This is a genomic window from Ensifer soli (assembly GCF_041928815.1).
Taxonomy (GTDB): domain Bacteria; phylum Pseudomonadota; class Alphaproteobacteria; order Rhizobiales; family Rhizobiaceae; genus JBHFEI01.
The window spans coordinates 280,369-304,520 of the sequence record NZ_JBHFEI010000001.1; the positions used below are offsets into that span (position 1 = coordinate 280,369).

Consider the following 24,152-nt stretch of genomic DNA (forward strand, 5'->3'; position numbering starts at 1 on the left):
GAATGGGGCGCGCCCGGAGGAGACCCCCGGACGCGGCAGAAGGGCGCGCATCGGCGCGCGGGCGGCGACGAGGACCGCAGCGGACCTTGTCGCCGCAGACGCGGCCGATCAGTAGCCGAGGCCCTTCTTCTCTTCGTAGACCTTCTGCGGATCGTCAGCCTGGGTGTAGAGCTTCGATTCCGTCTGGATCCACTTCGGCGGCGCCGTGCCGTCCTTGCGATAGGCGTCGAGCGCGTCGAAGGCGGGACCGGCCATGTTCGGCGTCAGCTCGACGGTCGCGTTCGCCTCGCCGGCGGCCATCGCCTGGAAAATGTCCGGAACGGCGTCGATCGAGACGACGAGGATGTCGGTGCCGGGCTTGAGGCCCGCTTCCTTGATCGCCTGGATGGCGCCGACCGCCATGTCGTCGTTGTGGGCGTAGAGCGCGCAGATGTTCTTGCCGCCGTTTTCCGCCTTCAGGAAGCTTTCCATGACTTCCTTGCCCTTGGTGCGGGTGAAGTCGCCGGTCTGGCTGCGGACGATCTTCAGGTTGTCATGGCCCTTCAGCGCCTCCTCGAAGCCCTTCTTGCGGTCGATCGCCGGCGAGGAGCCCGTGGTGCCCTGCAGCTCGACGACGTTGCAGGGCTTGCCCGCGACGGTGTCGACCAGCCACTTGCCGGCGACATTGCCCTCGTGGACGAGGTCGGAGGTCACGGCGGTGAGATAGAGGTCCTTCGAGGAATCGACGGTGCGGTCGAGCAGGATCACCGGGATCTCGGCGTCCTTCGCCTCGGTCAGCACTTCGTCCCAGCCGGTGGCGACGACGGGGGCGACGAGGATGGCGTCCACCCCTTGCGCGATGAAGGAGCGGATCGCCTTGATCTGGTTTTCCTGCTTCTGCTGCGCATCGGCGAATTTGAGATCGATGCCGCGCTGTTCGGCCTGCTGCTTGGTCAGCGTCGTCTCGGCGGCGCGCCAGCCGGATTCGGAGCCGATCTGCGAAAAGCCGACGGTCAGGTCGGCGGCCTGCGCCGTACCGAAGAACGAGGCAGCCAAGATCGTGGCACTCGCGAGTGCGGTCTTCAGTTTCATGATGTCCTCCCAGAGAAAGCTGCTCCTGACAGCCGCGGCATAAAAATCATATAGTATGACTTTTGTAAACCGTCTTTCTGCGGAGCCTGGAAATTCTGCGCCGCCTGACGCGCATCCGCGGCGAAACCGTGCGATGGATCGGCCGTGCCCACGCGGCAAAGCCGGACCGCGGCGCATGCGGTAGTCCAATTTTGGGCCCCAGGGAATTTGCCGGCATGCGCCGCGCGCAGGCATGCGACCCGGCACACCCGCCGGGAAACGGGAATGTCCTGCCCTCCGGCGGCACCGCCACGCGCCGGGGTCTCGCGGGCGCGAGCCTTGCGCGGAACGCATCCCCTGCCCGCCCCTGCGGCGCGCCGACCCTTCCGAGACCTCGCATCGACGAGACAGGCAAGAGCAACGGCATGCACGGACCTCCCGGAATTTGGAGGGTCCGAAACGCCTCCGGGAGAGGCGCAAGCCATGCGCTGGATGCATACCCAGAAACAATGGAGATCCATGATCGGCCGACATTTACGCCTTCTCGGCGCGAGGCGACGTCTCCGGACCCGCTTCCGGCGTTCCCATTCGCTATCGGCACGCAGGAGGCTGCGCGGACCGCCTGTTTTTTCATCCATTCATGCGGCAAACGCACGGCAGCCCTGCACAGGAACGCGCCATGTCGCCCGTCTTTCCGCCTTTTGCCGCCCGAAGGAGAAAAAAGGCATGGAACTTGCGTGAGTGTTGAAATACTGAAAGAGCGGGTGACGATGGAAGGGATGTGCAGCAGGCGCACGGGGAAAATGGCGAAAATGTCCTCCCCGAACGCGATTCCGCCAATGATTCCGGAGCGATGCGATGAACTCAGCAACCGTTACAGCCCGTGTCCATATTTGTTTTGGAGGACGAAGGGTGCGGTGTATGGTAACCCGAGCGGGGGTTGCAACGTCTGGAACATGGGTTAAAAGCTCAGACGACGGCCGGGGATTTGGCAAGCGTGTGACGTAATCGAAAGAATTTGGCATCGCCGGTCCGCGCGGCGCAAGGCGTTCGCGCGCACCTCCGAAACATAACGACAGCTCAGAGTGTTCGTTTGAATATGACAGTTGACATTATTGGCCGTGCCTGCGTGGCGCCGGGTGCGACCTCGCCCCGGGCTCTGTTCAATCTGCTGCGCAAGGGCGTGTGCGCCGTCACGAACATTCCGGGCGACCGGTGGGACAAGGCCCGGTTCTGGCATCCGGACATGGGCGTCCCCGGCAAGACCTACACCTTCGCCGCCGGCGTGCTCGATTCGATCTACGCCTTCGACCCGACGGCCTTCGGCATGTCGCAGCGCGAGGCCATGCACATGGACCCGCAGCAGCGCCTGGTGCTGCAACTGACCTGGCGGGCCCTCGAGGACGCCAACATTCCCGTCAACGCGCTGCACGGGCAGAAGGTCGGCGTCTATATCGGCGCCTCGAGCCTCGACCACGCCAACCTGATCACGCAGGACCCGGCGGCGGCCGGCCCCTATTTCATGACCGGCAACACGCTGTCGATCGTGTCGAACCGCGTGTCGCACAATCTCGGCCTGTCCGGTCCGAGCATGACGGTGGACACGGCCTGCTCCTCCTCGCTCGTCGCGCTCGACCAGGCGATGCAGGCGCTGACGGCCGGCGAGATCGACACGGCGATCGTCGGCGGCGTCAACACGCTGGTCCACCCGCTTCCCTTCGTCGGCTTCGCCCAGGCGCGCATGCTCTCGCCCGAAGGGCTTTGCCGTGCCTACGACAACAACGGCAACGGCTATGTCCGCGCCGAAGGCGGCGTCGTCCTCATCCTGCGCCGTTCCGACCGCGCCCGGCAGGAACGCGACCGCAGCTATGCCAAGATCATCGCCAGCGGCGTCAACTCGGCTGGCCGGACGAACGGCATCTCCCTGCCCTCGCGCCAGTCGCAGGCAAACCTCCTGCGCTCCATCTATGACGGGCACAATATCGACCCGAACCAGGTCGCCTTCGTCGAAGGCCATGGCACTGGCACCAAGGTCGGCGACCCGGCCGAAGTCTGGTCGATCGGCACGGTGATCGGCGCGCGGCGCAATGCCCCGGTCCCGATCGGCTCGATCAAGTCGAATATCGGCCATACCGAGCCGGCATCGGGCATCTTCGGCATGCTGAAGGCGATGCTCGCGCTCGAGAACAACTACCTGCCGGCCTCGCTGCATTTCGACGCGCCGAACGAGAACATCGATTTCGAGGCGCTGAACGTCCGCGTCACCGCCAATCCGATCGAGCTCCTGCGCGGCAAGCGCGCGCGGCTCGCCGGCATCAACTCCTTCGGCTTCGGCGGCGCCAATGCCCATGTGGTGATCTCCGATCCCGATCCGCTTCCGGAAGACCGCAGCAATGCCGGCCATTCGGGCGGACACCTGTTCCTGGCAAGCGCCCATACGGCAAGCGCGCTCGAGGAACTGCTGAAGACCTACAAGGAGCGCCTCGGCAAGGCCTCCAAGGCCGAGACGCGCGCGGTCATCGCCGCCTCCGGCGCCAACCGCACGCAGATGCGCCACCGCTTCGCCGCGCGAAGCGACCATCCCGACGACATCGTCCGCGCCATCGCCAGCCATCTCGAAAAGCCCGCCACCGACATCGGCGAGGCCGGCGAGGCCGTGGTCAAGAACGCCAAGGTCGCCTTCGTCTTCTCCGGCAACGGCTCGCAATGGGCGGGCATGGGCGCCGAAGCCTTCCGCGAGAACCTGCATTTCCGCCAGTGTTTCACGTCCGTCAGCGCGCTGTTCGGCTTCCATTCCGATCTCGTCCTGACCGACATCCTGTTCGACGCGGACCTAGAGCACAAGCTCGCCGACACGAAGATCGCCCAGCCGCTGCTCTTCGCCGTTCAGGCCGCCCTTTCCGATTCGCTGATCGCGATGGGCATCAAGCCGCATGCGGTCTTCGGCCATTCCGTCGGCGAGATCGCCGCCGCCTATGCGGCGGGAGCGCTTTCGCTGGTCGACGCGGTGGCGATCGTGGCCAAGCGCTCGCTGCACCAGGACCTGCTCGCCGGCAAGGGCACGATGGCCGCCGTCATGCTCGGCCCCGACGCCGCCGAGGACTTCGCCCGTTCGCGCGGCCTCAACCAGGTCTGCGTCGCGGCGGTCAACGCCCACAATTCCGTGACGATCTCCGGCCCGGTCGCCGAGGTCACCGCCTTCCGCGACGCCGCCCGCAAGGCGAAGATCCCGGCCCAGGTGCTCGACATCAACTATCCGTTCCATCACCCGATCATCGATCAGGCGAAAGACGCCTTCCTGATGGACATCCCGGACATTGCCCCGCGCAATACCGACCTCGCCTATCTGTCGACCGTCACCGGCGGCAGGCTCGACGGCATGAAGCTCGATCCGGACTACTGGTGGAAGAACGTCCGCGAGCCCGTCCGCTTCCAGGAGGCGACGCAGGCCGCGATCGACCTGGGCTGCGCGCTCTTCGTCGAGATCTCGCCCCGGCCGATCCTTTCCTCCTACGTCAAGGAGACGATCAAGCAGTCGGCGATCCAGGGTGCCGCGATCGCGACGCTGACGAAGGATCCCTCGCCGCGCCGGCAGGATCCGATCTCGCGCGCCATGGCGCGGGCCGTCGCCCATGGCGCGGCCTTCGACGAGGCGCGCGCCTTCGGCCGCCGCAACGCCTTCGTCAACCTGCCCGTCCTGCCCTTCGAGAACAGCGACCTCCGCCCGGCGCGGACAAGCGAGGCGGTCGACGTCTTCGGCGGCGGCGATGCCCGCTACACCCTTGCCGGATGGCGGACGGATCCGCAGAGCGGCAGCTGGAAGAACCATGTCGATGCACGGCTCTTCCCCGATCTCGCCGAGCATGTCGTCGACGGCAAGGCGATCCTGCCGGGCAGCGGCTTCATCGAGATCGCCGTCTCGGCGGCCCGGCAGTTCTACGGCGCCAGCGACGTCAGCATCACCAACCTCGACATCGTCCGGCCGCTGGAGCTGAGCGACAGCCGCATCATGGAACTGTCGACCGTGATCTCCCCGGAGACCGGCGACATCGAGATCCGCTCGCGCGAGCGGCTGAGCGACGACGAGTGGGCGGTGCATGCCGTCGCCCGCTGCCGCAAGACCCTGCCGGGTTCCGCCGGGCGCCGCCCGAGCTTTTCCGGCATGGAGAAGACGGCGAGCGTCACGGCGGCGAAGGCCTACGAGACGGCGCGGCAGTTCGGCCTCGACTACGGCAACCGGTTCCAGCTCCTGGTGCGCGCCATCGCCTATGGCGACCGCATGGTCGACGTGGAACTGCGCGATCCGGAACCGGTCGCCCACCCCTATCTCTCCTACGGCCTGCATCCCATCTCGGTCGACGCCACCTTCCACGGCCTCGTGGCGCTCTTCGAACGGCTGAGCGGCGAGAAGGGCGGCGCGCCTTATATTCCGGTCCGTTTCGGCCAGATCCGCGTCGTCAATCCGGGCCAGACGATCCGCCGCGCGACGATCGAGATCGAGCGGTTCAGCGCCAATTCGATCAAGGCGAAGTTCCGCTTCTTCGACAAGGCGGGCGAACCGGTGGCGGAATTCGACGATTGCCGCTTCCGCCGCACCTATCTGCGCCAGCACAAGACGCTCGACATGCTGTCGATCCACTACGAGGCGGTCGCGCGGCGCGCGGCCCGCGGCGCGCTCGCCGGCACGCTTCCCGAGGGACTTGTCGAGGCCGCCGGGGCCGTCGGCGTCGACAACACGACGCTGCTCTTCAACGCCGCGATCTATCGCGCCTGTCACGACATCGCGCTGAAGGCGGCGCGCGGCGCCTCGGTCATCGACGGCCGGCATCTGCCGGGCGATGCGGCGTTCCGCTGTTTCGTCACCAACTGCCTCTTCATCCTTGAGGATGCCGGGCTCTGCGAGAACCGCAACGGCCTGTGGGCCGTCTCGGCGGAGTATTCCCTGCCGCCGGTCGCCGACATCCTCGGCGACCTCTACCGCGACCGTCCCGACCGCGCGGTCGAGGCGATCCTGATCAACGACAGCCATGCCGAGGCGCTTGACCGGCTGGACCGGCTTTTCGCCGACGAGGTGAGCACGGATGCCGACGCGGCGATCGCCTGGCCGCCCTTCGCCAGCGAGGCGACGCTCGACCATCAGGCGGTGCATTCGGCGGCGAGCCGCGACCGCGCCGACATGGTCCTCGCGGCGCTCGAGCGCGCGCTGGCCGCAGCCGAGGCCGAAGGGCCGCTGCGCGTCGTCGAGCTCGGCACGGTCTCCGCGGCGTTCAGCCGGCGCATCGCCGCACTTGCCGGCCGGTTCGGCGCGTCGCTCGTCATCGCCGAGCCGCGCGACAACGCCCAGCGCAACATCGAGATCGCCTTCGAGAACGCGCCCCACGTCACAGTGCTGAAGAAGGACGGCCTCTCGTCGGTGCCGGGCTTCGACATCGCCGTCAGCGCCTCCGACATCCTGCAGGCGCTCGTCGAGGAAGACGGCTCGGTGCGCACGGCGCTCCGCTCGGCATTCGCCGCTGGCGGCGTCCTGATCGGCGCCGTGCCCGCCCCGTCGATCTTCAACGATTTCGCCTTCGGCCTGACGGAAGGCTGGTTCTCCCGCAGCCCGTCGGCGGAGTTTCCCGTCGGCCGCCAGGCGAGCCTCGGTCAGTGGCAGAAGCTGATCGCCGATCTCGGCCTGGCGGAGGTCGGCATTGCCGACCACGAATTCCCCCATGGCGCGGTGATCTCGATCGAGGCACGGGCCACTTCCGCCGCCGCTCCCGGAGCGACCACGGCCCTGATCACCGGCGACACGCCGGTTCTCTTGCTGCATGACGGCCACGACGCGGCGCTCGCCGCCGCGATCGCCGCCGCCCGGCCCTTGACACGCACGCTCGATCTTTCGGGCGACGCGGAACGCGACCGGGCCGCGGTCGTCGCGGCGCTTTCCGACGCCGGTGCTTCGCCGCTCGTTTTCCTCTCGGCCGCGCCCGCGGCCGGCATCGACGGCGGTTCCGCCGTGCTGCAGGGCCGCGTGATGATGCTCGGCGCCTGCGCGGAGGCCGTGCGCACCCATGCCGCCTCGACGGAAACGTCGGCGCGCGTTCCGCTCCTGCTCGTCGCCACCGGCGGCGCGCCGGTCGGCACCGGGCCGTCCTGCCCGGTCAATGCCGGCCTCTGGACCTTTGCCCGCGTGCTGCAGAACGAGTATGAGGCGCTCGATGTCCACAGCGTGGAATGCGCGGATGCGTCCGTAGGATCCGTGCTGGCGGCGCTGTCGTCCGTCGCCTGCGACGGCGCCAACCGCGAATGGATCGTCGACGGCGCGGAGCTGCGCGAGGTTCGCGCCGTCTCCGGGCCCGCCCCCGGCCGGTTCACGCAGACCGGCAGCTTCGCCGCCGCGACCATCCGCCAGCGCGTCGCCTCGCAGGTCGGCAGCATCGCCTGGGAGGAAGCCGACATTCCCGTGCCGGCCGACGACGAGGTCGTCGTCCGCGTCGCCGCGACAGGCCTCAATTTCCGCGACGTGATGTGGGCGATGGGCCTCCTGCCGGAAGAGGCGCTGGAGGACGGCTTCGCCGGCGCGACGATCGGCATGGAGCTTTCCGGCCATGTCGTGGCCACCGGGCGCAAGGTGACCGATCTTCTGCCCGGCGACGCGGTGATGGCGATCGCCTCCGCGGCCTTCTCGACCCACGCCGTGGTCGCCCGCGCCGGCGTGGCGCGGCTTCCGGCGACGGTCAGCCCGGTCGCGGCCGCCACCGTCCCGGTCGCCTTCCTGACGGCCTATTACGCCATGGTCGAACTCGGCCGGATCTCCGCCGGGGAAACCATCCTGATCCATGGCGCGGCCGGCGGCGTCGGCCTTGCCGCGCTGCAGGTCGCCAAGCTGAAGGGCGCCCGCGTCATCGCGACCGCCGGCACTGTCGAGAAGCGTCGCTTCCTCGCGATGCTCGGCGCCGACCAGGTCTTCGATTCCCGCTCGCTCGGCTTCGTCAACGACGTGCTGCACGCGACCGCGGGCGAGGGTGTCGACCTCGTGCTCAACTCGCTGTTCGGCGAGGCGATGGAGCAGAGCATCGCGCTGGTGAAGCCGTTCGGCCGATTCCTCGAGCTCGGCAAGCGCGACTATTACGGCGACAGCAAGATCGGCCTTCGCCCCTTCCGCCGCAACATCAGCTATTTCGGCATCGACGCCGACCAGCTGCTGGTCAGGGCGCCGGAGGTGACGCGCCGCATCTTCGCCGAGATCGGCCATCTGTTCGAAGAGGGCCATCTCTCGCCCCTGCCCTACCGCGCCTTCGACCACGACGAGATCGGCAACGCCTTCCGGCTGATGCAGAATGCCGGCCATATCGGCAAGATCGTCGTCCTGCCTCCCGTCGCCGGACGGCATGTCGTCGACCTGCGCCCGAAACGCGCCCGGCTTGCCGCGGACCGCGACGGCGTGCACCTCGTCGTCGGTGGCATCGGCGGCTTCGGCCTCGCGGCCGCCAACTGGCTGGTGGAAAAGGGCGCGCGGCGCATCGCGCTCTGCTCGCGCCGCGGCGTCGCCGATGCCGAGACGCGCGAGCAGATGGCGAAGTGGCAGGCGCTCGGCGTGACGACGACGCTGCATGCCTGCGACGTCACCGACCGCAGCGCCGTGGAGGGGCTCTTCGACGAGCTCCGGCTCGCAGCGCCGATCAAGGGCGTGATCCACGCCGCCATGGTGCTCGACGACGCGCTGATCTCGAACCTGACGGCCGAGCGCAACCGGCCGGTCATTGCCACCAAGGCCGAGGGTGCGGCCCATCTCGACGCGCTGACCCGCGAGGATACCCTCGATCATTTCATCCTGTTCTCCTCGGCGACGACCCTAATCGGCAATCCCGGCCAGGCGAATTACGTCGCGGCGAACGGCTATCTCGAGGGGCTCGCGCGGGCGCGCCGGGCGGCGGGCCTGCCCGCCAACGCCTTCGGCTTCGGGGCAATCGCCGACAAGGGCTATCTCGCCAACAACACCGACGTGAACGACCTGCTCGCCAAGCGCATCGGCAAGACGGCACTGAAGGCCGACGCGGCGCTCGACCTGGTCGAGGCCTATCTTACGGCCGATCCCGGAACGGTCGACGCGGCGGTGGCGATGATCTCGGAGATCGACTGGTCGGCGGCGCGCAACCTTGCCGTCGCCCGCAACGATCTGTTCGAGGTGATCCTGCGCGGTGCCGACCAGCATGCCGGCGGCGCCGACGGCCTCGCCATCGACCTTGTCGGCATGATCGAGGGCAAGTCGCCGCAGGAAGCGGAAGACGTGCTCTACGATCTCGTCGCCGGCGAGATCGCGGCCATCCTGCGCGTGTCGAAGGACACGATCTCGCGCAACAAGATCCTGAAGGAGATCGGCCTCGACAGCCTGATGGCGGTGGAGCTCGGCATGAACTTCCAGCAGAGCACCGGCTTCGACATGCCGCTGAGCGGCGTCGCAGACAACACCACCGTCGGCGACGTGGCCCGCAAGCTCTACGAGAAGGTCAGCAAGCGCGACCTGTCGGCGGACGACGAGGCCGGCGGCGCCGACAAGCAGATCGTCAGCGACCTGGCCTTGCGCCATGTCGGAACGGCCGCGGAGACGGAGAAGGCACTGAGCCAATGAGCGACGGCGACATGGCGCATGGCGAGCGCAAGATGAGCAGCAGCGTCAAGGAAAGCCTCCTTGACCGGATGCGCAACACCCATCATTCCTCCGAACGAAACCGCATCGCCCGGACGGAGCGCGAACTGCCGCCGCCGGTGCGCCGGACCCAGCTCCAGTTCGAGGACCTGCCGGAATACAAGCAGGTGCTGACGCAGAAGATCGTCGGCGAGGAAGTCGGCATCGGCAACCCGTTCTACCGGGCCCACCAGACGGCGGCCGGCGCCACGACGGTGATCGACGGGCGGATGCTGATCAATTTCGCCTCCTACGACTATCTCGGCCTCAACCGGCATCCCCAGGTGCACGAGGCGGCGCGCGACGCGATCCGGACCTACGGCATGTCGGCATCCGCCAGCCGGCTGGTCGCCGGGGAGCGCCCGGTCCATGTCGAGCTCGAACGCCGGATCGCCGCCTTCTACGGCGTCGAGGCCTCCGTCTGTTTCGTCTCGGGCTATCTGACCAATGTCGCGGCGATCAGCTGCCTCACAGGCCCCAAGGATCTCGTCGTCCATGACGAGTTCATCCACAACAGCGCGCTCGCCGGCATCAAGCTGTCCGGCGCGACGCGCCGCCTGTTCAAGCACAACGACGTCAACGACCTCGAACATGTGCTGCGAACGGTTTCCGGCGACTACCGCCGCATCCTCGTCATCGTCGAGGGCATCTACTCGATGGACGGCGACGTCGCCAACCTGCCGGCGATCCTGAAGCTGAAGGCCGAATACGGCTTCTGGCTGATGGTCGACGAGGCCCATTCGCTCGGCGTGCTCGGACGGCGCGGCAAGGGCACCTTCGAGCATTTCAACATCGACCCGAAGCAGGTCGACATCTGGATGGGCACGCTGTCGAAGACGACCTCGAGCTGCGGCGGCTATATCGCCGGCAATGCGGCGCTGGCGGCGATCCTCAAGGCCTCGGCCGGCGGCTTCGTCTACAGCGTCGGCCTGGCGCCGGCGCTGGCGGCATCGGCGGTCGCGAGCCTCGACGTGCTGACCCGCGAGCCGCAGCGCACCGCAGCCCTGCGCCGCAACGGCGCGCTGTTCCTGAAGCTCGCCCAGGAAGCGGGGCTCGACACCGGCCTCAGCGGCGGCTTCTCGGTGGTCCCCGTCTTGGTCGGCGATTCGCTGCGGGCGGCGCAGCTTTCGAACGATCTCCTGGAAGCCGGAGTCAACGTGCTGCCGATCATCCATCCGGCCGTGCCGGAAGGTCTGGCGCGTCTGCGCTTCTTCATCACCAGCGAGCATACCGAGGATCAGATCGCCCGCACCGTGGCGCTGACGGCGGAAAAGCTTAAGGCGCTGACCGACCGCAATTTCGGCCTCGGCTCCGTCGATGTCGAGCATATGCTGAAACTGCTGGCGACGCGCTGAGGCATGTCGCGCGAGAATGCGCGGCGGTCCTGCGACGAGACCCTTTGTGACGACGAAGGCCCGACGCAGGACGGCGCGGTCGAAAGATCGCGACATGCTTCGGAACTCCTCAAGCCGCAGCGTTCTCGCGCCCGCGTCGGATGATCCGACAAGACAGGAAGACAGGGCGTAACGGCGCCGGGACCCCATCCCCGAGGCCACGCCACAGCCGGGAGGCGACGTGACCACTCCCCATGTCGTCATCACCGGCGGCTCCAGCGGCATCGGGCTCGCGCTGGCCGCGCTCTATCTGCGCCGCGGCGCGCGCGTCTCGCTCGTCGCCCGCACCTTGCCCCTGCTCGAGGCGGCGCGGGACGGGCTCGCGTCGGGCGTGCCCGGGGCAGCGGCGCGCATCGCCATCGGATCCGCCGACGTAACCGACCGGGATCAACTCGGGCCCGCGATGCTGGCGCTCGAGGCACGCCAGGGGCCGTGCGACATCCTCGTCGCATCGGCCGGCATGGTGACGCCCGGCACCTTCGACGGCCAGGCGCCTGACGTGTTCGAGCGGCAGATCGCGGTCAATCTCTCAGGCGTCGCGAACAGCATCCGCGCGGTCTATCCGGGCATGCTCAGCCGGCGCGCCGGCGCGATCATGATCCTGTCGTCGGGCGCGGGCCTGACGGGGCTCTACGGCTATTCGGCCTACTGCGCCTCGAAATTCGCCCTGCGCGGCCTCGCCGGTTCGCTCCGGGCGGAGGCGCGCCCGGCGGGCATCACCGTGTCCATCGCGTTTCCGCCGGACACAGTGACGCCGCAATATCTCGAGGAGCTGCCGCTTCGCCCGCCCGAGGCCGAGGCGGTGATCGGCACGGTCCGGCCATGGCCGGCGGAGGCGGTCGCCGCCGCCATCCTCGCCGGCATCGACAGGGGGAGGGCCGAGGTCTTCATCGGCCTCGAACTTCACGCGCTCGGCCGCTTCGGCGGCCTTGTCCGGCCGCTTCTCGACCGGTGGTTCGACCGCCTCATCCTGCGCGCGCGGCGCAAGGCGGACGCAGGCCGCGGGTCCTGAGGCAGCCTCGCCGCCGTGCCCTTTCGCGAATTTGCCGTTCAAACCGATTCCGCTGCGACCAAAGATGCAGTAGAAGGCTCAGGCACCGGTGCGGGCGTCCGGGTCGAGAATAAGTCCGAAGGGTCAGCCGTTTGACGTTCATGCCTTTCCACCCTCACGACTACCCGCTCGCCCTGACGCTTTTCAGTTATGTGCTTGCCTGCGTCGTCATCATCTTCGTCGATCGCTTCGCGCTGCCGAAGCGGGTGCGCAAGGCGAACCGGATCGGCCTGACGCGGCGCGACAACATCGTCGACACGCTGGTCTGCCTGCCGGTCATCGCGCTGATCTTCGCCTTCTTCTTCGCCATCTCCTGGCGTCCGCTCTATGCCGCGGCCGGCGCGATCAGCTTCTTCGTCATCTTCATGGGCATCTCGCGGGTGAAATTCCGCTTCATCCGCGAGCCGCTGATCTTTTCCGACATCGCGCTCGTCGCCGACGTCTTCAAGTACAAGACGATCTTCTACGCGACGAAGCTCAACGCGATCTTCTGGCTCCTCTCCTTCGTCTACGTCTTCGGCGCATCTGCGGCCTACATGATCCTGGAGCCCTCGGTGCTGCCGCAGCGCGCCAAGCTCTTCTGGGTCATGGTGATGATCGGCGTCGCCGCCGCGCCCTGGATCCTGCTGTTCTACGGCCCGGTCAACAAGATCGTGGCGACGCTGATCCGCCCGCTGGTGCGGCAGATGAATGTGCGCGCCAGCACGGCGCGCTTCGGCACCTTCTGCTCCGTCTTCTTCCATTTCGTGGCCTGGCTCGGCATGAAGCGGGCCGAGGTGGTCGCGGAAATCTCCGAGCGCCTCTACGCCGCCGTCCAGGACCTGATCGGCCACGGCTCGGCGGAAAAGGCACCGTTGATCCTTGTCTGGCAGTCGGAATCCTTCATCGACATGCGCCATTTCGGCGTCAGTTCGATCAAGCTGCCGAACATCGACCGGATGAAGCGGCTCGCGGCGCAATGGGGCCGGCTCAGCACCGTGTTCGAGGGCGGCTATACGCTGCGCACCGAATTCGCGGTCCTGAGCGGGCTGGTGCCCGACGATCTCCATGTCGATGCCGCCTATCCCTATCTGAGGGCAAGCCATTACGGCGACCTCGTCTGGCCGATGAAGCTCAAGAATGCCGGCTGGTCGACCCATTTCATCCATCCCTACAGCCGCACCTTCTTCTTCCGCCACAAGGCGATGCCGCAGCTCGGCTTCCAGAAGATGACGATGCTCGACGCCTTCGACCACGTTCCCGCGCGCGATGGGCCCTATGTCTCCGACGAGACGCTGACCCGGCGCGTGATCGACGAGGTGAAGGCGCTGAAGGATACGGAAAGCAGCCTGATCTTCGTCGCCTCCATGGCCAATCACGGCCCCTGGGAGCCGGGCCGCGTCGAGGGCCTCAACGATCCCGTCAGCATCTATCTCGACCTGCTGCAGAAATCCGACGCGGCGCTCGGCCGGCTCATCGATTTCCTCGGCAAGCTCGACCGCCCCGTCTGGTTCGTCTTCTACGGCGACCATGCGCCGCTGCTCAAATCCTTCGCCGACCCCTTCCCGGATCCGCGCACCGACTATTTCATCCTGCCGCTCGCCGACGCCCGCACCAGCCAGCACGGGCCGGTCTTCCCGCGCAACGAGGAACCCTGGGACCTGATCCGGGCCCTTTTGCGCCATGCCAAGCTCAGCCGCAAGCCGCTGACGGCGGACACGGTCGCCGAATGAACGATGCACCGCCCCGCACCTTCCTGTTCTTGCAAGGCCCGTCCTCGCCGATCTTCATGAAGATCGCGGCGAGGCTGGAGGCGCGCGGCCATCGCTGCCTGCGCATCAACCTCAACATGGGCGACCGGATCTTCTGGCGGCGGCGCGGCGCTTTCCACTATCGCGGCCGGGTCGGGGATTTCGGCGCCTATGCCGCGCGGGTGATGCGCGAGGAGAGGGTAAGCGACCTCGTGCTTCTTGGCGAGGAGCGGCCGCACCACCGCGCCGCGACGGCTGCGGCGCGGGCGCTCGGCGTCGACGTCACCGTGATCGAGATGGGATATCTGCGGCCGGACTGGCTGACGGTCGAACGCGACGGCATGTCCTCCAACTCGCATTTTCCCGCCGATCCAGACCACATTCTCGAGGCGGCGCGGGCACTGCCCGAGCCGGACTGGACGCCGCGCTACAGCCAGACCTTCGTCGCCGACGCCGGCTACGATCTTCTCTACAACCTGCCGAACGTCTTCCTCTGGTTCGTCTACCCGCATTACCGCTGGCACGCGCTCTTCCACCCGCTGGCGGAATATTACGGCTGGGTGCGCCGGCTGATGGCGGGCAAGCGCCGCGCGCGGGAGGCCGCGGAAGCGATCGCCGCGCTCCGGGCGTCGAGAGCGCCCTACTTCGTGCTGCCGCTGCAATTGCAGACCGACTACCAGCTTCGCGCCCACTCCCCGTATTGTCGGCAGGAAGACGCGATCGACGAGGTGCTGACCTCGTTTGCCGCCCATGCCGATCCGGATGCGCGGCTTCTCGTCAAGCTGCACCCGCTCGACAACGGCCTGATCGACTGGCGGGGCTTCATCACGAGACGGGCGGCCGCGCTTCACCTCGGCGACCGCGCCGCCTTCGTCGACGGCGGCGACCTCGCGGCGCTGCTGGCGGCGAGCCGGGGCTGTGTCACGGTCAACTCGACCGTCGGCCTGCATGCGCTGAGGGAGCGGACTCCGGTCAAGGTGCTCGGCACGGCGATCTTCGACATGCCCGGCCTGACGGACCAGCGGCCGCTCGACGCCTTCTGGCGTGATCCGGCGCTGCCCGATGCCGACCTCGTCTCCGCCTTCTTCCGGCTCGTCGCCGCCAGCATCCAGGTTCGCGGGAATTTCTATTCCACGGCCGGCACCGACGCCGGCGCCGAGGCGATCGCCGAGCGGCTCGATCGCCGCAGCGTCAACGAGCCCGGCGGCTTCGTCGACCCGCCACCGCGCCGGCATCCCCGGAAGCGGCCTCCGGCGAGTGGACGCGTCGCAGACCCTCTCTCCTGATTGTCGGCAGCACGTTTATAGCCGGCGCGGCATCGCTCCAGCCGGATCTTTTCCGTACGGATGTTCAAAGCGGCGCGATGCGTCACGCCGCGTTGGCGATCTCCGCCATCGGCCGGCGGGCGCTGACCAGCCGGCCGATCGCCGCCCGCGCCTCGTCGGCGGAGGCAAAGCGCTGGGCGTCGAGATCCCAGACGTGATACTTGACCGCGAGGAACCGGACATAGTCGTCCTCGGGCACGACGACCCCGACGGCTTCTCCACCAAACTCGATAACCTGCTTCTTCATGCCAGATGCTCCCGTTGCGCGGCCCGCGCGCAACTGCCTGAATTCAAACGTGTCCTGAAATATGCCTGGGCGGCCGTCACATCGGACGGCGAAGCACCACGCATGTCGTTTTTCGCAGGAGACGACAATTCGAGCCAAAACCCCGGAAAGCGGTTTGGCAGGTCGTTTTGGACATGGCTTTCTCCTCTGGCTTGACCCGGCCCCGGGAAGGGGCCACGCATCTGGTTGGCATCGCTCGGGCCTCATGCCCTTCGCGTGATGGTGAAACTAGGATAATCTACTAATTTTGTCAATTACACGGCGGAAGAACGCAAAAATCTTTCCCTTTGAGCCCTTCCGACGGCGTGTTCATGACACGTCCTCTCGTTTCGGCAGCATAGGTAAGGTGCCGCTTCCGTTCGGCAAGCCCCTGTCATGAAAACTTTACCGATCTGCCCTGCGCCGGGCGAACGGAAAAGGGCGGCCCGAAGCCGCCCTTTTCCCTGGCCAGAGCACGGACGGCGAACAGCGGCTCGCCGTCCGTGCTCGCTCCTTTTCTCTTTGCCGCATTGTCCGACGCCGAGGCGATCCTGCCTCGGCTGGACATGTTCCAGGCCCTCTCAGGCGCCGGCGGGCTTCGCCGGCGTCGGGGTGCTGCGGGCCGTTTCGCGATCCTTCCACCAGCGGCTGAGGAAGAGCAGGATCGGACCGCCGATATAGATCGACGAGCTGGTGGCGACGACGACGCCGAACACCATCGGCCAGGCGAAGGGCTTGACGGTATCCCCTCCCCAGATCGCCATCGGCAGCAGCGAGGCGAGGATGGCGACCGAGGTGAAGATGCATCGCATAACCACCTGGTTGATCGACATGTCGATCAGGTCGGAGAAGGGCATCGTCTTGTACTTGCGCAGGTTCTCGCGCATGCGGTCATAGACGACGACCTTGTCGTTGACCGAGTAGCCGATCAGCGTCAGGACGGCGGCGATCGCCGTCAGGTTGAAGTCGATGCCGGTCAGCGCGAAGAAGCCGATCATCTTGGTAATATCGAGGATCAGCGTCACGATGGCGCCGATGGCGAAATGCCATTCGAACCGCCACCAGATGTAGATCAGGATCGCCACCATCGCGAGACCGACGGCGAGGAAGCCGGACTGGGCGAGTTCGGCGCTGATCGTCGGGCCGACCACTTCGGTGCGCTCGAAGGTCGCGTCGGGGACGATTTCCGCCACCCGTTCCTTGATGGCGTTGAGCGCGACCGTCTGCTGCTCCTCGCCGCCCGCCTGGCGCTGGACGCGGATCAGCACCGAGGCGCCATGGCCGAACTCCTGCAGCGCCACCTCGCCGAGCCGCAGGTCCTCGAGGCCGGAGCGCAGCGGCGCGAGGTCGATCGTGGTCTTCGAGGTCGCCTCGACCTGGATGCCGCCGACGAAATCGATGCCGTAGTTGAGGCCCGGCGTGAAGAACAGCACGATCGAGCTGACCGACAGCACGGCAGAGACGCCGATCGCGATGAAGCGTCCGCGCATGAAGGAGAAGGAGGGAAGCTGCGGCACCTTGCCGAACAGCGAGTGGATCTCGATCTTCTTCATCTTCCGGCGGATGACGGTCTCGTGCATCATCAGCCGGACGACGGTGATCGAGGTGAACATCGAGATGACGATGCCGATCATCATGGTGATGGCGAAGCCGCGCACCGGCCCCGTGCCGAACATGAAGAGCAGCAGCGTGCCGACCAGCGTCGTGACGTTGCCGTCGACGATGGTGGCGAAGGCCTTGTTGAAGCCGAGGTCGAGCGCCTTCATCGCGCCGGCCCCATTGGCCGTCTCCTCCCGGATGCGGGCATTGATCAGGATGTTGGCGTCGACCGCCATGCCGATGCCGAGGATGATGCCGGCGATGCCGGGAAGGGTCAGCGTCGAGCCGAGCATGCCGAGCACGGCGATGGTGAAGATCGTGTGCAGGATCAGGCCGAAATTGGCGATCCAGCCCCAGGCGCCGTAGAGCAGCACCATGAGCACGACCACGGCGGTGAGGCCGGCGAGACCGGTGTAGAGGCCCATGCGGATCGAGTCCGATCCGAGGTTCGGGCCGACGGAGCGCTCCTCGATGATGGTGAGCGGCGCCGGCAGCGCGCCGGAGCGCAGGAGTGCGGAGAGGACGGTCGCTTCCTGGGCGGTGAAATTGCCGCTGATCTGGCCCTGGCCGCCGATGATCGGCTCGCGGATCACCGGGGCGGTCAGCACCTTGCCGTCGAGGACGATGGCGAAGGGGCGGCCGACATTGTCGCGGGTGATGTCGGCGAACTGGCGCGCGCCGAGGCTGTCGAAGGTGAAGGAGACGATCGGCTCGTTGGTGCGCTGGTCGAAGCCGGCCTTGGCATCGGCCAGCCGCTCGCCGGAAATCGCGACGCGGCTTTCGACCGCGTAGCGGGCGCCGTCATTGGAACCGGGCAGGATCTCAACGCCGCGCGGCGGCGGCGTCGTCTGGTTCGGGTCGGTCGCCGGATCGACCATGTGGAAGCTCATCTGCGCGGTCGAGCCGAGGAGCTGGCGCAGCCGGGTCGGATCCTGCAGGCCCGGAAGCTGCACGAGGATGCGGTCGGAGCCGACGCGCTGGATCAGCGGCTCGGCGACGCCGACCTGGTCGACGCGCTGGCGGATGATTTCGAGGCTCTGTTCCACCGCCTTGCTGGTGCGGTCGGCAAGGCCGGCCTCGGTGAGCGCGATGGTGATCGCCTGGTCGGAGGAGGCGACCGAAATGTCGGACTGGCCTCCGCCAAAGCCGAGCGTGCCGCCCGTGGGCGCGGCGAGCTCCTGCAGTTTCGGCAGGATGCGGTCGCGCGCCGCCGCATCGTCGACGGTGACCGTGACCGTGTCGGCGGTGATGCGGGCCGACGTGGCGGGCACGCCTTCCGCACGCAGCGTACGGCGGGCGTCCTCGAGCAGCGTGTTGAGGCGCGCCTTCTTCAGCCCGCTGGCATCGACTTCCAGCACGAGGTGGGAGCCGCCCTTGAGGTCGAGGCCGAGGGTCACGGGCCCGAAGGGCAGGTAGGGACCGACGGTCTGCATCGCCGCCGGCGTCAGCACGTTGGGGAGGGCCGCGATGATGCCGAACAGCGTCACCACGACATAGGCCAGCACGGCCCATTTCGAAGTTCTCATGATGTTTTCCAAAAGCCCGGCGCCATCCCCTGAAGGCGGATGCGGCCGGCAACCGAAGACGAACGCGGCGGGCCGCGTCGACGAATGTTCAGGCGAAAACGGACGCGGGCGGCGCGCGGGCGCGGCGGGACGGCGCGAGCGCCGACGGGCAACCGGGATCGCGAGGCGGGCAAAGGCGTGGTCCCGGCCGGCGGGCGACATGCAGCAGCGGACCGGCGGACGCGATCAGCGGCTCGGGCCCGCCGAGCGCCTGCTTCAAATCGCTGCCCCGCTCGGCGAAGCGCAGGTCCGCGAGCTTGCCGAGCCTCAGCGGCGAGCGGGTCAGGCCCGGATCGCGCTCGCCCGGCGGAAGGGCGGAAAACCGGCCTTGAACGACCTTGCCGGAAGGGCGGTGGCTTACGCCCTCGCCGGTCGCGGCGAGCTGCAGCGCCAGGGCGGCGCAGAGGATCCACAGCGCGGCCGTCAGCCTGCGCGTCGCTTCCCCCGCCGCGAAGATGCCGTGCTGCCGCACATCCGCTCCCGTCGCCGGCGACGCACCTCACGGACGGGAGGGCATCGCGCACAGCCTTCATTGAAACTTTCGGCGATGCGGTCGATCGCGTCGCATGGAGAGCGGCAGGGCGCGACCGCTCGGGCCGACGCACCGGTGTGCTCAGCTCGGTAGAAACCATTAACGCCCGGCAAAGTCAAATCGCGGCGGGGCCGGTCGCGACGGCTGCCGATGTCACGGAGCCTGCCCGGCGAACACCGGCTCACCGCAAGGGCTGCCTGTTTCCGTCCAGCGTCGGTGTCCGACTGAAGATCGATCCCGCTTCAGCTTGGCATGCTCAGCTGGACATGCGGGCGGCGCGCGCCCCTGCTCCTCCGGCAAGGCGCATGGCGAGCGCGGCGATCCGGCGGCTCGCCTCGGCGATCGTCTCGTCCGGGACGGTCAGGCTGATGCGGATGAAGCCGGCAGCGCCCGCGCCGAACGACGCGCCGGGCATGACCGCGACCTGCTCCTCCTCGAGGAGCCGCCAGGCGAAGTCGGTGCCCTCGAGCCCGGTGCCGCGCACATCGACCACGGTGAACATGCCGCCCTCCGGCACGAAGACGGAGACGCCCGGCATGTTGGCGAGCCCGTCGGCCATGATCGCGGCGCGCCGCGCATAGGTCGCGCGCATCCGGGCGGCGGTGTCGATCTCGTGGGTCAGGGCATAGGCCGTCATGTCGGCGATGAAGGGCTGGACGCCGAACAGCATGGTCTCCGACACCGGCAGCAGGCGCCGGGTGAACTCCGCCGGCCCGACGGCCCAGCCGCTGCGGAAGCCCGGCGCCGCATGGGATTTCGAGATCGAGGCGACGACGATGGTGCGTTCGGCGAGTTCCGGATCGTCGAAGGGCGAGGCGAAGCCGGCGCCGAACACCAGGTCCTCGTAGACCTCGTCGCAGACGATCCACAGATCGTGACGGCGCGCGACCGCGCCGATGGCGGCGATCTCGTCCCGGGTGAGCACCGCCCCGGTCGGATTGTGCGGCGTGTTGAGGAGAACGGCGCGGCAGGCGGGCGTCACCGCCGCCTCCAGATCCTCCGCCTGCATGTGAAAGCCGTGCTCGGGCTTCAGCGGCACGGTGACGCGGTGCGCGCCCGTCGCCTGGATCACGCCGTCATAGGTCGCATAGAGCGGATCGCCGGCAAGCACGCCGTCTCCGCTTTCGACCAGCCCCGTCATCACGGCGAAAAGTGCTGCCTGGGTGCCGGGAAAACAGAGGATGTTGTCGGCGGTCACGCCCGGCCGGCGCCGGGAATATTTGTCGGCCAGCGCCTGCAGCACCGCCGGTTCCCCCCGCCCGTTGGAATAGCGGGTGCGTCCCGCCTGCATGGCGGCGATGCAGGCCGCGACCATGCCTGCGTCCGGCGGCAGGTCCGGCTCGCCGATCGTCAGCTCGATCACCGGCACGCCCGCCTGAACCATCTGCCGCGCCTTCAGGTGCAGGGTCCATTTGCCGGAGCCGAGGCCAGCCAGCCGGTCGGTGATCGAAGCATAGCGCATGACGATGTCCTTCACGTTTCTGTCCGCGCGGCGCGGCCTGCCCGCCGGCATAGCCGCTGAGCGGGCCCGGCGCCAGTGCCACGGCGACACGGGCAAGCGCAGACGCATCGCGCGGTCGGGGAAAGGCGGGGGGTTTGAACGCGCCGCCGGGAATGCCAGAATGGCATCCTTATCTCTCCTCTCATAGAGGTCCGCAGGAACATGACCTTTGCTTCAGCCAATACAATGCCCGATCTCGTCGCCATCCGCCGCGACCTGCATGCCCATCCCGAACTCGGCCTCGAGGAGACGCGCACGTCCGGCCTGGTCGCGCGCTACCTCGAGCATCTGGGCTATACGGTCACGCGCGGCCTTGCGACCACCGGCGTCGTCGCGACACTTCGCAACGGATCGGGCGCGCGCGCGATCGGCATCCGCGCCGACATGGATGCGCTGCCGATCCTGGAGGAGACCGGGCTCGCCTATGCCAGCACCATTCCCGGCAAGATGCATGCCTGCGGCCATGACGGCCACACCACCATGCTGCTCGGCGCGGCGAAGGCGATCGCGGAGCGGCGGAATTTCGACGGCACGGTGCACCTGATCTTCCAGCCGGCGGAGGAGACGGTGGGCGGTGCCCGCATCATGATCGAGGAGGGGCTGTTCGAGCGCTTCCCCTGCGACGCGGTCTTCGCCCTGCACAACGATCCCGCCCTGCCCTTCGGCCAGTTCGCGCTGCGCGAAGGGCCAATCATGGCGGCGATCGACGAGGCGACGATCACCGTCCACGGGCGCGGCGGGCATGGCGCCGAACCGCAGGAGACGCTGGACCCGATCGTCTGCGGCGCCTCCATCGTCATGGCGCTGCAGACGATCGTCTCGCGCAACATCCATCCGCTCGATCCGAGCGTCGTCACCGTCGGCGCGTTCCATGGCGGCTCCGCCAGCAACATCATTCCGGGCTCAGCGGAGCTCACGCTCGGCGTCCGCTCCTTCGACGACGGGGTACGCGACGAATTGCAGCGCCGGATCACGCTGATCGCGGAACGTCAGGCGGAAAGCTACGGCATGACGGCCAGCGTCGACTACCGGCGCGGCTACGAGCCCACCATCAACCACAGGGCCGAGACCGACTTCGTCCGCGACCTCGCGATCCGGTTCGCCGGTCCCGACCGTGTCGTCGACCTCGCCCGTCCGTCGATGGGCAGCGAGGATTTCGCCTTCATGCTGAAGGCGCGGCCGGGCACCTATTTCTATCTCGGCGCCGGCAGGGACGGCGCGGACAAGCCGCTGCACCATCCCGGCTACAATTTCAACGACGACCTGCTTCCGATCGGCGCCGCCTTCTGGACCGAACTCGCGGAGGCCTATCTCGCAGCCCCGCGCTGACCGAGTCCCGCTCCGCAGGCGGGCGCGATCGCGTCAAAAACGGAGCCTCGCGGCCGCCTCAAACAAGCGTGACAAACATGTGACGCCCCTTGAAATCCGTGCCGATCGTGTCACCGCCACAATTTCGAACCACGACCGCACCAGACGCAATCTATGATTGCCTTCGCCCTCGTCGCAGGACGCCCCGCGCGTAACCTTTCGGAATATCAGATATTTTCTGCCTTGCTTGCGAAAGCATGTCCGAATGCGGCGCCCCGCTGCCTGCCCCATGCGCGCAGGTGGGTTGCAGCGATGAATCGGCCAATTCATTGTCAACTAATCGTTGACAAAAGTTCAACATAAGACACACTTTACACCCGCATATTGAGGGACCATCTTTAACTCACAAGAGCAGCGAAACGCTCTTGAGACCGGAGACGGACACGAGCTTCCGGTGGAATGAGAGAACGCCCGAACGGGGTCGATCCTTCTCCTTCCGTCGAAGCTTCATTCTTGAAGGCGATGAGCCCTCGGAATGCAGAACCGCACCGGCGGACCGATTGTGACCAACGTCGCCGAACCGAATGGCCGACGCGCTGGATGAGCAATCGATCCGGGAGAACCGAACGTTTGAACCTATATGTGAAGGAATACGACCATGACCAAGACCATCACCTCCGCCCTTTCCGCTTTCGTCCTGGCATCCGCCTTTGTCGGCGGCGCCTCCTCTGCCTTCGCCTCGGGCGACTACTATAGCGGCGCAGGCGCTGCCCCGATCACCGTCGGCGGCTCGGCCTCGTCCGGCACCGGAACGGCAGCGACCGTCAAGGCGGGCGGCGACGGCGAATATTATGTCGGCCTCGACCGCAACCCGATCGACACGACCGCCACCGGCAGCATCGTCAAGGGTGGCGCCGCTCCGGCCCCGGCCCGCGACAGCGGCGACTACTTCCCGGGCGCCAGCCGCTAAGCACTTAAACACCACACCATTCGAGACAGACGGGCGCGGCCGGCGCAACGGCGCCGCTCGCCCATGACCAAAGGATCACGACCATGACCAAGACCATTCTCGCAGCCCTCCTCGTCGCCTCCGCCGCCGTCGGCGGCGCCTCCTCGGCCTTCGCCTCCGGCAACTATTACAGCGGCGCAGGCGCTGCCCCGATCGCCGTCGGCGGCTCGGCCTCGTCCGGCACCGGAACGGCAGCCACCGTCAAGGCGGGCGGCGACGGCGAATATTATGTCGGCCTCGACCGCAACCCGATCGATACGACCGCCACCGGCAGCATCGTCAAGGGCGGCGCCGCTCCGGCCCCGGCCCGCGACAGCGGCGACTACTTCCCGGGCGCCAGCCGCTAAGCGCTTAAAAACCACACCATTCGAGACAGACGGGCGCGGCCGGCGCAACGGCGCCGCTCGCCCTTGATTTAAGGATCACGACCATGACCAAGACCATTCTCGCAGCCCTCCTCGTCGCCTCCGCTGCCGTCGGCGGCGCCTCCTCGGCTTTCGCCTCCGGCAACTATTACAGCGGCGCAGGCGCTGCCCCGATCGCCGTCGGCGGCTCGGCCTCGTCCGGTACCGGAACGGCAGCCACCGTCAAGGCGGGCGGCGACGGCGAATATTATGTCGGCCTCGACCGCAACCCGATCGATACGACCGCCACCGGCAGCATCGTCAAGGGCGGCGCCGCTCCGGCCCCGGCCCGCGACAGCGGCGACTACTTCCCGGGCGCCAGCCGCTAAGCGGCGCACACGCCACACCATTCGAGACAGACGGGCGCGGCCGGCGCAATGGCGTCGCTCGCCCATGACCAAAGGATCACGACCATGACCAAGACCATTCTCGCAGCCCTCCTCGTCGCCTCCGCCGCCGTCGGCGGCGCCTCCTCGGCCTTCGCCTCGGGCGACTATTACGATGGCGCCGGTGCCGCCCCCTTTGTCGTCGGCGGCTCGGCCTCGTCCGGCGCCGGAACGGCAGCGACCGTCAACCCCGGCGGCGACGGCGACTACTATGTCGGCGCCAGCCGCAACCCGGTCGACACGACCGCGACCGGCAGCATCGTCAAGGGTGGCGCTGCGCCGAAGCGGGTTCTCGACAGCGGCGACTACTATCGCGGCGCGGACCGTTGATCGTCCGGCACTGATTCATTCATAGACCTCCC

Annotated in this window: 15 protein-coding genes; 10 read left to right on the top strand and 5 right to left on the bottom strand. The window is 67.6% G+C overall.

The genetic code is table 11. The features are described 5' to 3' along the window. Nucleotides 1-108 precede the first annotated feature (108 nt). Entirely contained in the window at nt 109-1,071 is a 963-nt protein-coding gene (ytfQ, locus tag ACEVQ6_RS01280) for a galactofuranose ABC transporter, galactofuranose-binding protein YtfQ (protein WP_374887074.1), read from the bottom strand. Between the two features lie 1,078 nt (nt 1,072-2,149). Here ytfQ and ACEVQ6_RS01285 point away from each other — a divergent pair. The 5 genes from ACEVQ6_RS01285 (at nt 2,150) to ACEVQ6_RS01305 (ending at nt 15,182) form a co-directional block, all read left to right on the top strand. Beyond that, nucleotides 2,150-9,664 (top strand): SDR family NAD(P)-dependent oxidoreductase, encoded by a 7,515-nt coding sequence (locus tag ACEVQ6_RS01285; protein WP_374887075.1) that lies wholly within the window; start codon nt 2,150-2,152, stop codon nt 9,662-9,664. Then, the gene (locus ACEVQ6_RS01290) at nt 9,661-11,076 is read left to right on the top strand and encodes an aminotransferase class I/II-fold pyridoxal phosphate-dependent enzyme (RefSeq protein WP_374887076.1); all 1,416 of its coding nucleotides are present in this window, start codon (nt 9,661-9,663) and stop codon (nt 11,074-11,076) included. Before ACEVQ6_RS01285 ends, ACEVQ6_RS01290 begins: the two co-directional genes overlap by 4 nt. A 220-nt stretch (nt 11,077-11,296) precedes the next feature. Beyond that, nucleotides 11,297-12,127, top strand: a complete 831-nt coding sequence (locus tag ACEVQ6_RS01295) for an SDR family oxidoreductase (protein WP_374887077.1) — start codon at nt 11,297-11,299, stop codon at nt 12,125-12,127. A gap of 140 nt (nt 12,128-12,267) precedes the next feature. Next, entirely contained in the window at nt 12,268-13,878 is a 1,611-nt protein-coding gene (locus ACEVQ6_RS01300; RefSeq protein ID WP_374887353.1) for an LTA synthase family protein, read from the top strand. Next, a complete protein-coding gene (locus ACEVQ6_RS01305) occupies nt 13,875-15,182 on the top strand; it encodes a capsule biosynthesis protein (RefSeq protein ID WP_374887078.1) in 1,308 nt (435 codons plus the stop codon). The genes ACEVQ6_RS01300 and ACEVQ6_RS01305 overlap by 4 nt, the downstream gene beginning before the upstream one ends. Before the next feature lie 82 nt (nt 15,183-15,264). Here the strand turns inward: ACEVQ6_RS01305 and ACEVQ6_RS01310 are convergent, their stop codons facing one another. From ACEVQ6_RS01310 to ACEVQ6_RS01325, 4 genes are all read right to left on the bottom strand, one after another. Next, nucleotides 15,265-15,468, bottom strand: a complete 204-nt coding sequence (locus ACEVQ6_RS01310; RefSeq protein WP_374887079.1) for a hypothetical protein — start codon at nt 15,466-15,468, stop codon at nt 15,265-15,267. Between the two features lie 599 nt (nt 15,469-16,067). Continuing rightward, nucleotides 16,068-18,611, bottom strand: a complete 2,544-nt coding sequence (gene secD, locus ACEVQ6_RS01315; protein ID WP_374887080.1) for a protein translocase subunit SecD — start codon at nt 18,609-18,611, stop codon at nt 16,068-16,070. An 88-nt stretch (nt 18,612-18,699) separates the two neighbouring features. Beyond that, nucleotides 18,700-19,122: a hypothetical protein gene (locus ACEVQ6_RS01320; RefSeq protein ID WP_374887081.1), complete on the bottom strand. Its 423-nt coding sequence runs from the start codon at nt 19,120-19,122 to the stop codon at nt 18,700-18,702. Between the two features lie 316 nt (nt 19,123-19,438). Next, the gene (locus ACEVQ6_RS01325) at nt 19,439-20,644 is read right to left on the bottom strand and encodes a pyridoxal phosphate-dependent aminotransferase (protein ID WP_374887354.1); all 1,206 of its coding nucleotides are present in this window, start codon (nt 20,642-20,644) and stop codon (nt 19,439-19,441) included. 201 nt (nt 20,645-20,845) lie between these two features. On the opposite strand from ACEVQ6_RS01325, the gene ACEVQ6_RS01330 reads away from it, so the two are divergent. The 5 genes from ACEVQ6_RS01330 (at nt 20,846) to ACEVQ6_RS01350 (ending at nt 24,120) form a co-directional block, all read left to right on the top strand. Further along, nucleotides 20,846-22,012, top strand: a complete 1,167-nt coding sequence (locus ACEVQ6_RS01330; RefSeq protein WP_374887082.1) for a M20 aminoacylase family protein — start codon at nt 20,846-20,848, stop codon at nt 22,010-22,012. Between the two features lie 637 nt (nt 22,013-22,649). Beyond that, the gene (locus ACEVQ6_RS01335; protein WP_374887083.1) at nt 22,650-22,961 is read left to right on the top strand and encodes a hypothetical protein; all 312 of its coding nucleotides are present in this window, start codon (nt 22,650-22,652) and stop codon (nt 22,959-22,961) included. Between the two features lie 83 nt (nt 22,962-23,044). Beyond that, the gene (locus tag ACEVQ6_RS01340; protein ID WP_374887084.1) at nt 23,045-23,347 is read left to right on the top strand and encodes a hypothetical protein; all 303 of its coding nucleotides are present in this window, start codon (nt 23,045-23,047) and stop codon (nt 23,345-23,347) included. Between the two features lie 83 nt (nt 23,348-23,430). Beyond that, complete coding sequence (locus ACEVQ6_RS01345) at nt 23,431-23,733, top strand: hypothetical protein (protein WP_374887084.1); 303 nt, start codon at nt 23,431-23,433, stop codon at nt 23,731-23,733. An 84-nt stretch (nt 23,734-23,817) separates the two neighbouring features. Further along, nucleotides 23,818-24,120: a hypothetical protein gene (locus tag ACEVQ6_RS01350; RefSeq protein WP_374887085.1), complete on the top strand. Its 303-nt coding sequence runs from the start codon at nt 23,818-23,820 to the stop codon at nt 24,118-24,120. Nucleotides 24,121-24,152: the final 32 nt, after the last annotated feature.